This window comes from Streptomyces inhibens, from assembly GCF_003389455.1.
Taxonomy (GTDB): domain Bacteria; phylum Actinomycetota; class Actinomycetes; order Streptomycetales; family Streptomycetaceae; genus Streptomyces; species Streptomyces inhibens.
In genome coordinates this window covers 1-14,581 of record NZ_QUAC01000206.1, presented here as the reverse complement: position 1 = coordinate 14,581, position 14,581 = coordinate 1, and the positions used below count along the sequence as shown (strand labels likewise).

Sequence of the window (14,581 nt, the reverse complement as noted above, 5' to 3'; positions counted from 1 at the left end):
CGGGCAACTGATCAGCGCGCCACCGTGCACCAGATTCCCGGCTGTCCCAGCCATCCCGGTCACCACGTCACTCGCTCCCCCCGCAGCCCTATCGCTTCTTGGGCACGGTCAACCGGCCCTCATTGATATCGACTTGATCCCCGACCAAAGAAATCGAAGCGCCATGCCCGTTATTGATATGCACACCCGTCGCATCGATCTTCACGTAGGCCCCGCCGGGCGCCTCCAGCAAAATCCCGTTCGTCGGCACATCGGACATCACCAACTTGTGCTTACCGGGCGTCTGCACCACAACAGGATGCGAAATCGCCGGATCCACCTGCGCATCCTCCGGCAACTCATCCCGCCGCCCGTACCAACACCCGGTCCACACCGGGAAACTAGGATCCCCCTGCTCGAACTCCACCCACACCCCCGCCCCGACCGACGGCACGACAACCTGCCCCGCCCGCTCTCCCGTGAACGGAAAACACGGCAAAGCCCACGTGGAGGTCTCCTCCCCCAGCACATCCGGAACCTCGACTCTGAGCCGCCCGATCCCCATCGGATCGTCATTCGCCGCCACCCGGCCCCGGAACTTGCCGAGAAAGCGGTTGTTCGATGCGCCGGCCATTTCTCCACGTCTCCTGGATCTGCTGAGTTTCCTGGATCTGCTGGATCTGCTGGGCGTGCTGGGTCTGCTGAGTGCTGCTACGGACGTACGGTGCCGCTGCGCGCAATGAGCCCCTCGCGCGAGAGCGTGAAATTCTGCTGATACGAACCCGGCCTCAGATTGGTCGTCACGCTCTTCACGTAGTAATCGCCGTCGTACGTCACCCCGGCCCCACGCACCCCGACCAACTCCCTCGGCCGCAGCACATATCCGTGCCGATTGACATCCAGCTGCCCCGACCCGGAGATGGCGTCCGCAGACGTCGCCGCCCTCCCCAGCGCCTCAGCCTTGGCCAGCGCCTCGTCCTTCTTCGCCGTCCCGCTCAGCGTCTTCCGCTTGAGTGCCGGTGATCCCCTCAGCCCCAGCGGCGGCCGCAACGGACTGATATCGGGCTGAGCAAGCAGCGGCGCCCGCCGCGTCACAGGATCCTGAACCCTCGCCTGCGGCTCTTCCCGCGCCGTCCCGTCATACGCGAACGTCAACTGATCCACCGTCGAGTTCACATCCATATTCACATTCAGCGCATGCTGCCGCTGCCCCAACCGCTGCTCCGGCCCCCAAAACGCCGTCGACCGCCCCGGCACCGGCCCAGGATCAAGGTAAAAGGTGTACCCATTGGCCCTCGCCAACTCATTCACATACTGCAGATCAGTACCTGTCTGGTAGTCGACCCTCAACTGCTCCCGAGGCGGCTGCGGCACCTGCTCCCGAATGATCCGCGCATCGATCCCGTAGTCCGCGTACTTCCCCAGAATCCGCTCAACCCGCTGCGAGGGCGCGAGGTTGGGATACCGGTCGGTCCGCTCCTCCAGATCCATCAACAGCGTCAGATCTTCTCCCGTAACGGTGAGCGTCGTCTGCCCGGGCTGATTACTGGCCCCCACCTCCTGCCGAACGATCAACCCGTCCAGCAGCACCGACGCCGTCCCCTTGATCGCCACGGTCACAATCACCCGCGTCTTGGGATCGAAGAACCCCTCCGGCAGCAACCGCTGAACAAGGGCGCCCTTCTTCGTGAGGTCGAAAGCCAGCTGAAACCCGCTCCGCTCACCCGCCGTACCGGTAATCTGCGCCGACAGCAGCGCCTCGGTCACTTCAGGCGGCACCGGTCTGGCCAACTTCGGCCCCATATACAACGACACATGAATAGGCCCCCGCCCAACGGGCTGGTCATCACCCATTCCGCACCCCCGGCCCGACCGTCCCACCCGGGAACCCACCCGCCAGCGGAACGGCTATCTCCTCACCCGGCTCATCCGTCAACTCCCGCGGATCAAGAATCGGATTGGCATCGGCAATCTGCCACCACTGCCCCGGATCCCCGAAGTACCGCTGCCCGAGCTGATCCGCCCGCTCCCCACTCCGCACGACATGCGACACGGTCTCCTCGGCCGCGTCGGCCAGCGCCGGCAACAACCTCCGCTTGGCATACCGCACTTCACTGCCATCAGGAGCCCGGTACACCCCGATCTCCACCCCGCTGTACCGACTGCTCCGCGCATACGGATGCGCCCCCGGCACCTCGTCCAACGCCCGCTCATACGGCTCGATCACGCCTCAGATCCCCCTCCCGAGCCCCAACTGCGCAAAACTCCCACCCTGCGCGGCCCGCGCCAACTGCTCCTTCTGCGCCAGATGCGCCAAATACAACTCCGCCCCCCGATGCCCGGCCGGCAGATCACTCACCGTCAGCACCTTCATCCCGACGCTGAGCGAGGCCCGAATCGGGTTGAGATTCACATCGAACGCCGACTCATTCACCGACAACTCGGTCAGCCGAACCGGCATGACCCGCTTACTCCCCCAAGTGAAGAGCGTGAGCGGCGTCTCGATGGGACTGATCTCAATCGTCCCCTTCTTGCTGAGATGCGAGGCGGCCCTCAACTGCGCCGTGGTGGGCTGCACCAACATCTCCAATACCGCCAACTGCGGATGAATCCCATTGGGCGCAGCCACATCCAACTGATCGGTGGCATCAATCTCCGCAGTGAACTTCCACGTCTCCTGTGCCGGCCCCTTCAGCCGCAACGCCTCGTTCCGGTCCCCACCGCTCCCACCCCCACCGCTGTCCCCTTCCCCACCGGCGGCCTGGGGCGCGACCGAGCGTTCCAGCGTGTCCGGATTGAACTGAAGGACGATGATGCGCTGCGGCGTCCCCCGCTCGGGATCGACGACGACGAGGCCGGATCGGATGGGCTTGGGGATGTCTGCGTAGCGGGTCATGAACACCGTGCCTTTCTGGGACTCTTGGAGAGTGGCCGGGTCATCGGTTTCCCTTCCTAGCGGAGGCGTTCAGCCAGCCGCACCCGGAAAGGCTCGTAGTCGTGATCAGGGAAGATCTCCGGGAAAATTTTGAGCATGTTTTGAATGTTTTCCGCCGCGCCTTGAAAGTCAACGTCGCGCATTGAAACGTCGGTGAAGAGGTACTGCCATCCGTAGGTTCCTTTGGTGGTCAGTAGCGCATCGAGATACTCGCTGTAATTCAAATCCAACTTGAATACGCCGCGAGTTCCGTGGTAGTACCACACCTCGGGGGATGTCATCCCGGGATGGATGCGTAGGGCTGCCATGGTGTCTCCCCCGCCTCGCGGGTGGTCATCGAAGAGACGTAGCTCCGAGTAGAGAGTGCTTTCCTCTTCGGGGGTGTCGTCCGTTGCCAGATCCACGCCAACTGTGAGCATCGCTGCGGCGAGGTGGTAGAGCGAAAATTCGCCGGTCAAGTACACGTCGCCCCGCTCCACCCCCCAGTGGCAAGAGAGCTCTTCAAAGCGGAGAAAGGTACGATGCAGCAACGGATCCAAGAAGATCCCTTGCTCATCGGCAATCAACTCGAATGCTTCTTGGGCGTCTCCGACCTGTTCCTCAACGGGGCCCCTCTCCTCGTAGTAGACCTGAATCTCGGGAGAGTTGCTGAGCTCGTCGAGCATGGCTAGGTAGCGCTTTTCGTAGTCACTCAACGGTGACATGGAATCCTCCGCTTTCTAGTTGTATCGAAGTTCGTTCTGCCTGGCCTCGAGCTTCTGTATGTCGACAGTAAAGTCCCTCATCTGGTTTGAAGGGAGACCCCGCTTGTACTTCGTCATCTTCAGCCTGAGGATGCGGAAATTCCGGAAAGGCGACTGCAGAACCACTGCCTTGGCGAAAGTTTCGGTGACCTTGAATTTGTCGCGAATTCGTGCTGGGCTTCGCCCGTTTATGTTGAACCTGGTGTCGCCGTGCCCTGGGATTTCAATGTTGTCGCGCTCGTAGGACATGCGCGTGGGCTTCTTCACCCACCTCCTGTTCTTTACGTCGTAGCCACCCCATTTCATGCCGATGGACTTGGGGTAGGGATAGTTCTGGTCCGCGGGATTGTTGGAGTGGAAAGATACGTCAACTTTGTACCAGATCATGTCCTCTGACTTTGTTACTGCCACCGCGTTATAGGAGGGCCCCTCCAGGCGATAGTGGAATTTGGTGTTGACCTCAGGTCCAGGCGCCGGAACCAGGTTGGCTCCCCTGGCAGGGCCGCCAAGCTTCTCCGTCAAGAGGTGCATTCGCACCCATCTCGTAGGTACGGGTGGCAGCGTGTCCCAGCCGAGCGGGTTTCCGGGCTTTGCCTTGGTCGATATTTCCCCCTTGGGGGGATTCATGTTGATTCCGGTCGCCTCGAAGCTGCTGCCGCGCACCCCGTCGTCAAAATTGGGAATGAATGTATTGAGGAGGGGAGGCTTGGGATCCTTTTCCCGTTGTGCGAGCATTTCCGCAAGCCTGTTCAGTTGCCTGCGTAGCCTCACATGGGCAGTCCTCTGCCTCGAGGTGATGCTCCTCTCCGTTGCGCCTATCGGAGGCAGCTCTCGCTGTTCTTCCTTCACGAGCCTGAGGGCGTCTTCGGCTTGCTCAATAAATGCAGCCTGGTTCCTTCCGTTTGGAGTGTCCAGGATGGACTCGATGTCCATCCGCCATTTATCCAGGTATTCGCGAATTGCTGCCGGGTCGCTGCGTACCACGAGGCCGGCGTTGCTTCCGCGGCCGCGGTACATGAGCGTATGTACTTCGCCATTCTCTTGGCGGAAGTGCACCTTCGGCATGTCGTACTTGTAGGGGCCGTCTTTCCCCTTCTCTCGTCGTTTGTCGCGCTTGCGGTCGTGGTTGCGCCGCAAGCGGTCCCGTTGGCGGCGCCATTGGTTTCTGAGGCGGTGGGCCCGGTTGTTGAGTTTGTGGGTGAGCTTGCGGCCCTTGCCGAGGAGGCGGCGGGCGGCGCGGCGGGACCTGGACAGGGCCGACTTGATGGTCTGGCGGGCGCGGCGGAGTTTGCTGCGGGTGCGGGATTCGGGGCGGCGGGGGTGTTTCTTGGGGTCGTTCTTTTTGTCCTTGCTGCGGTCCGGCTTTTTGAGGTCGGGCTTGTTGGGGTCCTTCTTGTGGAGGGGGTCCTTGGACTTGTCCTTGTCCGGGCGGTTGTTCTTGCGGAGGGTGTCGCGGGCCGGGCCGCGACGGGGCTTGGTGGGGCCGGTCTTGTCGTCGCGGCGGAGTTTGTCCTTTGCGGCGCGTGCTCGGCGGCGGGCCGCGTTGACCTCGTTGCCGTCGTCGCGGCGTTCGTGCGCGTCGGGCTTCTTCTTCGACTTGGGCGTGGGCTGGTGGGTGGGGTGCGGCTTCTTCTCGGGGGAGGGGTGCTTCCCCGGGCGGGGGCCCGTTTCCGGGCGGGAGGTCTTGTCCGGCGAAGGCTTGCGCGGGGCCGGGCGCTGGTCGGGCTTGTCGGTGGGGCCGGGTTTGTCGGCCGTCGGGCCCGGTTTGTCGGCGTGGGCGGGGCTGTTGGGGTGGCCCGGCCTGCCGGACTGATCAGGCGTGCTGGACTGGCCGGGCCGGCCGTTCTGGCCGGGGGAGCCGGGCGCCCCGGGTTCGCCCGGGCCGCCGTGCCCGCCCGGCCGCCGCTTGCCGCGGATGTTCTTCAGCATTTCGCCGAGCTTGCTGGTCACCTTGCCCATGTACTTGTTGAGGCCGTCGATCAGGGCCTGGTAGATCAGCTCCAGGAGGGCCACGACGCCGGCCGCGACCGCTTTGGCGAAGGGCCGTGCCGCGTTTCCGCTCTTGACGGCCTTCAAGAAGTCCATGAAGAGACCGAAGGCGGCCAGGATTTCGCTGAGCGTGTCCCATGCGGTCTTCAGGGCGTCGATGATCGCCATGACCCAGCCGGCCCCGGGGATCAGCTTGGCGACGACCTTTTCGATGACCAATTCACCGATGATGAGAGGCAGTTGAGGAACCGCGGCGTCCCAGGCCATTTTGCCCATCTCTTCGACGCTGACGTTGCCCTCGATCAGCGCCTGGAAATCCTCCGGTGCAAGTCCGGTGATCTCCTGGACCTTCTGGTTGAACCACTCCTTGACCGCCGACTTGACCTCGTCGAACAGATAATCCTTCGCGCCCGTATGCGCCGCGGAGCCCGCCTTGTCGATCCAGCCGCCCGGATCGGAGACGATGTCGTTGAAGATGGCGGCCCACTCGCCGAGGGCCGAGACCACCGCCTGCCCGACCTCCACCGCCTTGACCGTGACGTTCTCCGCGACATCGACGGCCGCCAGCAGCCCGCCCTCCAGCAGGTCCAGCCCCGCGGTGAGGGCGCTGCACAGCCCGTCGAGCAGCTTGCCGGCAACGTCCTTCAGCGCGTCCGCGGCCTCATTCACCTTCCGTACGGCGTAATCGCGGCCGGCGTTGATGGTGTTGCGCCACTTGTCACGCATCGCCGGATAATCGGCGAGCATTTCGTCGCCGAAAGCGATCAGCGCGTCGGCGAAATCGTTGATCTGCTGGACGACCCAGTTGCGCACATCGTCGATGAGCTGAAAGACCTCGCGCTTGAACTTGTCGATGAGATCGGTGACAGCCTTACGCGCCCGCTCGAAGAACTTCTTGATGTCGTTCTTGAGGTTCTCCCACCACTGCTTCAGCTCGTCGAGGAACCCGCCGTCCCCCTTCTCGGCCTCCTTCTTCTTGTCCTCCTGCTTCTGCTCCGCGTCCTTCTGCGCGCCGGCGTGCTCATCGTCGATCTTCTTGTTGTCGTCCTCGGTGCGCTTGTCGACGTCCTTGTCGGTCTGCTCCTGCTTGTCGTTGACGTCCTTACGGACCTTGTCGTACTTCTTGCCCTTCTTGTCGTCGACCTCCGCGACCTTGTCGTCCTGCTCCTTGCGCCACTTGTCGCGGGAATCGGCGATCTCGGACTGGCCCTTCGCACGCTCACCCGCCTGCTTCTTGCCGCTGGCGTCGACCTCGCGCTTCAGGTCCTGGTCGTGCTGCTGCCTGTCGTCCTTCGCCCGCTGATCCTTGGCCTTGCGCTCCTCGCCCATCTTCTTCTGGCCCTGCGCGAAGCCCGCCTGGATCTCCGGACCGTGATCGTGCTCGGCCACGGCCGAGGCGGACTCGATCGGCACACCGCCACCGGGCCCCTTGCCCGCCCCGCCGCCCCTCTGCCCGGCCTTCTTCCCGCCGCCCCCGGGAACCTTGCCGGTCAGGGTCTCCGGCGGAACATCCGGATAGATCTGGTCCTCGCCCATCGGCCGCCCGGCGTCCTCACGGCCGGACTGGTGCAGCTCGTTCTTCCGCTCGTCGAGCTTCTGCGCCTGCTCGTCCGTACGCTGCGGATCGGAATCGTCCTGGAGCGGCACCCCGGGGGCGTCGCCCACCCGATTGCCCTTGAGACCCTCGTCCGAGGTCGGCAGATCCATGATCGAGTCGATCAGGTCGTCGAACGGGAAGATCTTCTTGAGCAGCGCACCGCCGATCGCCATGAGGATGTCCCACCAGCTCGGCTCCTCCACATCGGCGCCGGGCGGCTCCCCCTCCGGCCGCTGCTCGCCGTTGATGTCGGGCGTCCTGCCCTTGGCCGCGTCGGTGCGGGCGACCTTGGCGTTGGTGTACGTCCCCGGGGCGGCGGGTGTGGGACCGCCCGGTACCGTCCTCGGCGAGCCGGTCGGGCGCGCCATCTTCGGCGGCCCCTTGCGCAGCGCCGTACGCTCCTTGCCGACCGAGTTGCCCACCGCCCCGTCGACGCCCTTGAACGTCTCCAGCATCTGGTACGGCTTGAGCCGCGACACCGCGGCCAGCCCCGCCTCGGGCGTGCTCTTGGAGACATCGGGCGCCGGAGCGTCCTTCTTGGGCTTCGCCGCGCCGGACGCCGCGCGGCCACCGCCACCGCGGCCGCCTCGCGCAGGTGCCGGAGCGGTACGGCCGCCGCCCCCGCCTCCGCCACCTCCACCGCGCCGGACGTTCTTGGCCGCCTGCCTCGCCGCCTGACGCTGCCGGGGCGTGGCCCCGGCCTTCGGCCGTGCGGTGGGCTTGCCCGGCCCGGGCTTCGCGGACTGCTCCGCCTTGGGAGCGCCGGCGGCGGCATTCGCCACGGCCGCCGCGGAGCCGCCCGCCCCCTTGCCCGGCGCGAGCTTCGGCGCGTTCGCGGGGCCGGTCGCGGAGACCCTCTCCGGGCCGGCGTCCGAGCCCGGCGTGGTCGCGGGCCCCTTCCCCTCGGTGACGTCCTTCGTTTCGGCGGCGGCCGGTGCCTCGGCGGCGTCCTTGCCTTCGGTGGCGCCGCTCGGCCAGGAGGTGTCCTTCGGCCCGGTGGTGTCCTTCGTCGTCGTGGCCGCGCCGTCCGACGGGTTGTCCTTGGGCTTCTCGCTCCCGGACGAGGTTGTGCCGCTCGCTGCCCGGTCCTCACTCCTACCGGCGGCCGAGCCGGCCGTCGGGCCCGTTTCCGTACCGGATCCGCTGCCGGCTGCCGTACCGGCACCCGTACCGGAGCCGGAGTGTGCGCCGGTCCCGCCGGACGGAGCGGTGTCCTTGGCGCCGGAGCCGTCCGCGCTCTTCGCGTCGCCGGAAGCCGAACCCGAACCTGAACCCGAACCGGAAGCCGACCCCGACCCTGAACCCGAACTGGAGGCCGACGACTCCGAAGACGTACTGACGGCCTGCTTGCGCGCGTCCTCGTCCGCCTTCGAAAGCCGTCCCGGCGCGACCGTGTCGCCACCGGCCCCGGGCGCCGGCCCGCTCGTACCCGCGGAAGCGGTACGAGCCTCCTCGTCCCGCCGCTTGGCCTCGGCGTCCTCCTTGCGCTCCTCGGCCAGCTCCTTTTCCGCCTCGGCGCCGTCGGCGTCCTCCGCGCCCGCGCCCTTCTCGCCGGATTCCTCGCCGGATGCTTCGCCGACCCTGTCGTCCGCGCTCTCGTCCGGCTCGGGGCCGATCTCCTGCTCGATCGACTTGTCGGACTGAAGGTCCTGGGAGAGCCGCTCGTCGGACTCCTGCTCCTCCTCGGAGGAGGCGCCCCCGGCCCCCGCGCCGCCGGACTCGCCGTCCGCCTCCCGTACGGCCGCATCCGACTGACCCCTGTCGGCCGGGGAATCGAGCACTCCCGGAGCGCCGTCCCCCTTGCCGGCCGCCGAGCTGTTCCCGTTACTCTGCTGGGCCGCCGACGGGGTCGAGCCGCCCAAGTCGCCCTGGGAAAGCCCGTCTTCGCCGACTCCGGCCGTGGCGTCGGAGTCCGCTTCGCCCTCCGCGCCGAGGCCCTCGTCCTCCTCCGCGCCCTGCCCGCCGTCCTCGTCGAGATCCCCGGACTCCTCCTGGAGCCCCAACGGCTCGTCGTCGGCGTCCTCTTCGTTCTCGGGATCGCCCTTGCCGCTCCGCCCGTCGAGATCGCCGGCGGTCCGGTCCTTCTCGCCGGGCTCCGCCATGCTCTTGTCCAGGGCCTCCGGGGCGCTGCCGTTCTGCCGGCCGGCCCCGTCCTCCCGCTCGCCCTCGGCGCCCTGCGACTCCGCGTCCCCCGCGCCGTCCTCCGACTGCTCGGTCTCGGCGCTGTCCTCCGGGCCGTCGGCCGCGCTCTGCCTGTCCTGCTGCGCGGCCTGCTGGTCAGCCTCTTTGTCCTGCTGCTTCGCTTCGGTCTGCTCCTGCTGCCGCGCGGTGGCCTGTTCCTTGTCGCGGCAGGGCGGCGTCCCGGACGCCGCCGACGCGGCCACTGTCGACGCGGCCACCGCCGAAGGGGCCGCTGCCGAGGAGACCGCCGCCGAAGAGCCCTTCCCCGCGCCCCCGGCCGCCGGCTGCCCGCCCCGCTCCGGGCCACCGTCGCCCGCCGGGTCCGCGTCCTTGCGCTGCTGCGCCCGCTTCCGGCGGCCGTCGCTCTCCTTCTCGTCGCCCTTGCGCCTGTCGCGAGCGGCGGCGGCCGCCCGCGCACGCTCCTCCTCGATGACCCCGGCCTCGTCGGGGACCGGTTCAGGGGCCGTGGCCGACTCCAGCGGCAGCGGTCCCTCCGCCATCTCCTCGACCAGCTCCAGCAGCCGGTCGAGCTCGGGAGTGGACAGCCGTACCTCCAGGCGGTCCAGCACGGTCTCCTGCACCTCCGGCGCCAGCCGCGCCAGTTGCAGACGTACGCGGCCCGAAAGGTCCTCCGGGTCACCGCGGAGCGAACGCAGAACGCCGTTGGCGAGCCGGTCCACCAGCGTGGCCGGGTCCAGGTGCTCCATCCGGCGACGGCCGGCGTCGACCGTCGCGTACCGCAGCCAGCCGGGAGTCGCCTGCCCCGGCACGATCTCCGCCGCCGGCTCCTCCACACGTACGGAATCCCGTAACGCGCCCAGTACGGAAGCCCGGGCCGCCGACTCCGCCTCCCGCTCGATCGACTCCTGCGGGAGGCTGACCGAGCCCAGGTCGCGGCCGGCCCGCAGCGCGCCCAGACCGTGCGGGTTCTGGATCGTGTGCAACAGCTCATGGGCGAGCAGGCGTTGGCCGTCCGCCGTGCCCGGCCGGTACGTGCCCTCACGGAAGAAGATGTCCTGGCCGACCGCGAAGGCGTCCGCGCCCATCATGTCCGCCAGCCGCCCGGAGTCCCGGTCGGTGTGCAGACGAACCTGGCTGAAGTCGTGGCCGAGCTGCTCCTCCAGCTCACGGCGGACGCTCAGATCGAGCGGCTGGCCGGCGCCGCTGACGATGTTCTTCGGCTCCGGGACACGGGACTTGGCGGACCGCTCCTTGCGCTTGCGCCGTCGCTCGCTCGCGGAGGACCGGCTGTCCTGCGCCGAGGACTGTGCCGTACTCATCGCGCATCCCCCCGTCCCGCGAGCCCCGCGTGCACCGCACGGGCCAGCGCCTCGCCCAGCCGTACGGCAGAGGTGGTCGCCGGCAGCGGCGGCAACCCGGCGAGCCCGTCCAGCGCCACGCCCGTCCCGTCCGCCGCCAACGGCACCCCACGTTCGCGTACGAGCCGGGTCAGCTCCGCTTCGAACGCGGCCGTGACACGGGCCGGGTCCACCCGGCTGTCGAAACCGTCCAGGACCAGCTCGCCGATGTCGATACGGAAGGACCGCGGCGGTTCGTCCACGGGGCGTCCCGCCGCGGACGCTCCCGCCGGCGCAGCCTCCCGAGCGGCCTTCCTGACCTCGTTCAGACCCATCCGTGGACCTCCGAGGGCGCCAAGGAGCGTTCCAGCTTGAGGTATTCGGTACGCGCAGCCGCCAGCATGTGGCGCATCTGCAGCCGGTCACCCTCCTCGGCGGCGAGGAAGGCACCGGAAAGGGCGATATTGCGGATCGAACCGCCGGCGACGGTGAGCTGGGCGAGCAGCGCCGGGTCGATGCCCTTCATCGGCGCCTGGGACGGCAGCACCCGCCGCCAGATCTCCGCACGCTCCTTCTCGCCCGGGAAGGGGAAATCGACGACGAAGCGGATACGGCGCATGAACGCGGAGTCCAGGGCCTTCTTCATGTTGGTGGTGAGAACGGCCAGGCCGCGATAGGCCTCCATACGCATCAGGAGGTAGCTGACCTCCAGATTCGCGTACCGGTCGTGGCTGTCCTTGACCTCGCTGCGCTTGCCGAAGAGGGCGTCCGCCTCGTCGAAGAGGAGCAGGGCGCCGCCACGTTCGGCCGCGTCGAAGACCCGGCTCAGATTCTTCTCGGTCTCACCGATGTACTTGCTGACGACCTGAGAGAGATCGATGATGAAGAGATCGAGGCCGAGCTCCTTGGCCATGACCTCGGCGGCCAGCGTCTTGCCGGTGCCCGAGCCGCCCGCGAAGAGCGCGGTGACCCCGAGACCGCTGCGCAGCGCCTTGGCGAAACCCCAGTCCTGGTAGACGGTGCCGCGCTGGCGTACATGCGCGACGACCTCCTGGAGGATGCGCAGCTGCCGGTCCGCGAGCACGAGGTCGCCCCAGCCGGCGCGTGGCTCGATCCGGCGGCCCAGCTCGTCCAGGCCCATCCGGGCCTCGGTGAGACTGGCCTGCCAGGCCAGCTCGGCGGCATCGAGGGTGCCCGAGCCCGGCAGATCGCGGCGTACGGTCGCGGCGGCGGACCGTACGACATGCGGGGGAAGCTGGAACTGGGCGACAAGGGACTGGATATGACGATCCGTCACCTCGGGGACATCCGCGAAAGCCGCCGCCCACAGTCCCAGCTGCTCCTCGTCGCTCAGCTTCGGTACGGTGACGCGCTCACCGCGCGGCCGGCCGGTCTGCCGCGGCTCCGGGGCGGAGACGACCAGGGGGACGGCCGCCGCCGTGATGAACGAGTCCGCGGCGGCGTGCTGCTCACGGTCCATCTCACCGACCTCGATGAGGAGGGCGGCGGGCAGGAGGATCGCCTCGCGCTGCCAGAGGCGGGCGAGACGATCGCGTTCGGCGGCATCGGCCGGAACGTCGTCGGCGGCCATGGAATACAGGCCGAGGCCCGAACGGTGGGCGGCGGTGGCGGCGATGTCGGCGCGGGAGCGGAGATCGCCGCCGACCAGCTCGACACGGAGCGGCGCGTCGGGGCCGGCACCCGCCCAGCCCGCCGCGACGCGGTGCGCGGCCGCGTCGTACGAGGGCGGCAGGCCGCCAGGAGCGGTGGTACGGCGCAGCAGCCCGTGCAGCCTGGCGTCCAGGTACGGCGAGCCGACCAGGAAGTGCAGGATGCGCTCGTCCAGGCGGAGACGGGTGGTCGTCAGCCGGGTCTCGTCGTCGAGTTCGATCAGGCGCCAGCGGCGTAGTGGAGCGACGGGCGTGAGGGCGCTCCAGTGCGGTTCGCCCAGGGCGGCCAGGGCGAGGGAGAAGGTGGGGTAGGTGCGCGTGGGGTCGCCGCTTGCGGCGGCGCAGCGGGCATCGGCGGTCGGGTCCAGCTCGGTCGCGGCGGCGAGCAGGACGATCTCCCGCTCGAAGGGGCTGAGGCCGAAGTAGGTGGTCAGGGCGTCGAGGGTGGGTGGGCCGGTGTCTGTGTTTGTGCAGGTGCCTGTGCTTGTGCCGGACGGCGCGTCGGAAGATGCGTCGGGAGCTGTGCCAGGAGCCGGGTCAGGTGCTGGGTCAGGAGCTGCGTCGGCCACTGCGTCGGCCACTGCGTCGGCCACTGCGTCGGCCACTGCGTCGGGCCCTGCCCCGCCGGTGCCTCCCGCTGTCGTCCGGTGGGCGCGCGCGGCGTGGGCGTCCAGGCGTGCCAGTACGGACCGTACCGCCGCGGCCAGCGCGCTGCCGTCCGCGTCGACGGGCGCCGTCGTGCCCGGCCGCCCGCTGCTGCTGCCGCTCCCCATGTCCGTCTCCGCCCCCGTTCCGCGCACCGCGCCTCAGCTCTGCTTGCCGTCGCCCGGACGGGCCGAGTCGGCCTTGCCGTCGGCGCCGCCGTCCGCACCGCTGGGGCCGCCGTCAGTCCCGCCGCCCCCGCCATGGCCCGTGCCGGTCCGTCCACCGTCCCGCGCAGCCCCTCCGGTCGCCTTGCGGGTACGCGAACGGGCGGACGTACCACTGGACTTGCCGCTCCCACGCCCGGCCGACGCACCGCCCGCCACCTTCTTCGCCGCCCGCGCACCACCGCCGGAAGCCTTGGCGTCGGTGGCTCCGGCGGCCCCTGTGGCTCCGGCGACCCCGGCAGTCCCGACCTCCACTGCCTCGGCGGTCCCGGCTCCGGTCCCGACGGCCGCCTTCTCGACGGCCGCCTTCTCGACGGGCCCCACCCCGCCGGAATCCGCAGCATCCGCGCCGCCACTCCCGACCACCGGCCGCTCCGGCGCCCCCGGCGCCCCGAACGGCAGCACCTTCACCTCCGCCCTCTGCACCGGCTTGGCCGGCACCGGTTTCTGATGGCCGTCGAGCAGCACCAGCGACGCCTGGTAGACGACCGACAGGGAGTACGGGGTGTTATTGAGCATCCCCCAGAGCTTGGAGGTCTCGTCGATGTCCATCTGGGTCGGTGTGAAGCGGACCTTCTGTAAGGAATCGGCGAGATCGCTGCCCTCCAGATACGGCCGCTGCGCCGCCTCCTCGATCAACTCCCTTGGCAGCACGGGGATTTCATGCAGGGTGCGCACCACGCTGCCGATCAGCCGCTGCCCGACCAGCTCGGTCTCCTCGCCGTACGCACTGATCACGAAGTGCAGGTCGATCGCGGCCGCGGGCCGCTTCAGCAGCGTGCCGTCGGAGGCACGGGTGACCAGGTCGTTGTTGCGCATGGAGGGGTTGTGGGTGACCTGGTAGAGGAAGACCGTGATCGTCGGATCCGTCGGCGGATCGGACGGCGGCTTACGGGTCTCCACCGAGACGGCCATATCGATCTCGGGGTGCAGATTGTGCTCGATCAGCAGCGCAAGGGCCTGGGTGACCGTTGCGACGGCGAGTGCGTTGCTCATGAAATCCGTCCCCCTGAATTCCGTCCCCCTGAAACCCGTCCCCCTGAAATCGGCGCTGACCAAGTCGTCGTAGGCGTCACCGTGACCGTGACCGTGACCGCGACCGCGACCGTCAACTCGTCCTCCCCCCGCGCGCCAGATAGTCCGCGAGGCTCAGCGACGGCTCCCGGCGCTCCGTACGCGCCGGTCGCCCGCCCGCCGCGGGGCGCTCTACACCGGCCGCGCTGACCTCAAGACGTCCGATCTGTACGTGCACCACCCGCTCGGCGCCGCGCTGCCCGCGCCGCCCGGCGGCCGTGGCCCGCGCGGCATTGCGGGCCGCGG

General features: G+C 68.4%; 9 protein-coding genes and 1 pseudogene. All 10 read right to left on the bottom strand.

The features are described from left to right. Positions 1-88: 88 nt before the first annotated feature. Complete coding sequence (locus DY245_RS25480) at positions 89-613, bottom strand: phage baseplate assembly protein V (protein WP_128509562.1); 525 nt, start codon at positions 611-613, stop codon at positions 89-91. Between the two features lie 77 nt (positions 614-690). Next, complete coding sequence (locus DY245_RS25475; protein ID WP_128509561.1) at positions 691-1,833, bottom strand: hypothetical protein; 1,143 nt, start codon at positions 1,831-1,833, stop codon at positions 691-693. Continuing rightward, positions 1,826-2,206: a LysM peptidoglycan-binding domain-containing protein gene (locus DY245_RS25470; protein WP_128509560.1), complete on the bottom strand. Its 381-nt coding sequence runs from the start codon at positions 2,204-2,206 to the stop codon at positions 1,826-1,828. The genes DY245_RS25475 and DY245_RS25470 overlap by 8 nt, the downstream gene beginning before the upstream one ends. A gap of 3 nt (positions 2,207-2,209) precedes the next feature. Further along, entirely contained in the window at positions 2,210-2,875 is a 666-nt protein-coding gene (locus tag DY245_RS25465; RefSeq protein WP_128509574.1) for a hypothetical protein, read from the bottom strand. Between the two features lie 56 nt (positions 2,876-2,931). Next, positions 2,932-3,609: a hypothetical protein gene (locus DY245_RS25460; RefSeq protein ID WP_220377940.1), complete on the bottom strand. Its 678-nt coding sequence runs from the start codon at positions 3,607-3,609 to the stop codon at positions 2,932-2,934. Between the two features lie 24 nt (positions 3,610-3,633). Then, entirely contained in the window at positions 3,634-10,704 is a 7,071-nt protein-coding gene (locus DY245_RS25455) for an eCIS core domain-containing protein (RefSeq protein WP_128509558.1), read from the bottom strand. Continuing rightward, a complete protein-coding gene (locus tag DY245_RS25450) occupies positions 10,701-10,985 on the bottom strand; it encodes a hypothetical protein (protein ID WP_244943258.1) in 285 nt (94 codons plus the stop codon). The genes DY245_RS25455 and DY245_RS25450 overlap by 4 nt, the downstream gene beginning before the upstream one ends. 62 nt (positions 10,986-11,047) lie before the next feature. Continuing rightward, positions 11,048-13,165 (bottom strand): ATP-binding protein, encoded by a 2,118-nt coding sequence (locus tag DY245_RS25445; protein WP_128509557.1) that lies wholly within the window; start codon positions 13,163-13,165, stop codon positions 11,048-11,050. 33 nt (positions 13,166-13,198) lie between these two features. Beyond that, on the bottom strand, positions 13,199-14,257 hold the full coding sequence (locus tag DY245_RS25440; protein WP_128509556.1) for a Pvc16 family protein: 1,059 nt from the start codon (positions 14,255-14,257) through the stop codon (positions 13,199-13,201). 112 nt (positions 14,258-14,369) lie between these two features. After that, a pseudogene (locus DY245_RS44655) lies at positions 14,370-14,581 on the bottom strand (hypothetical protein); the annotation flags it as partial.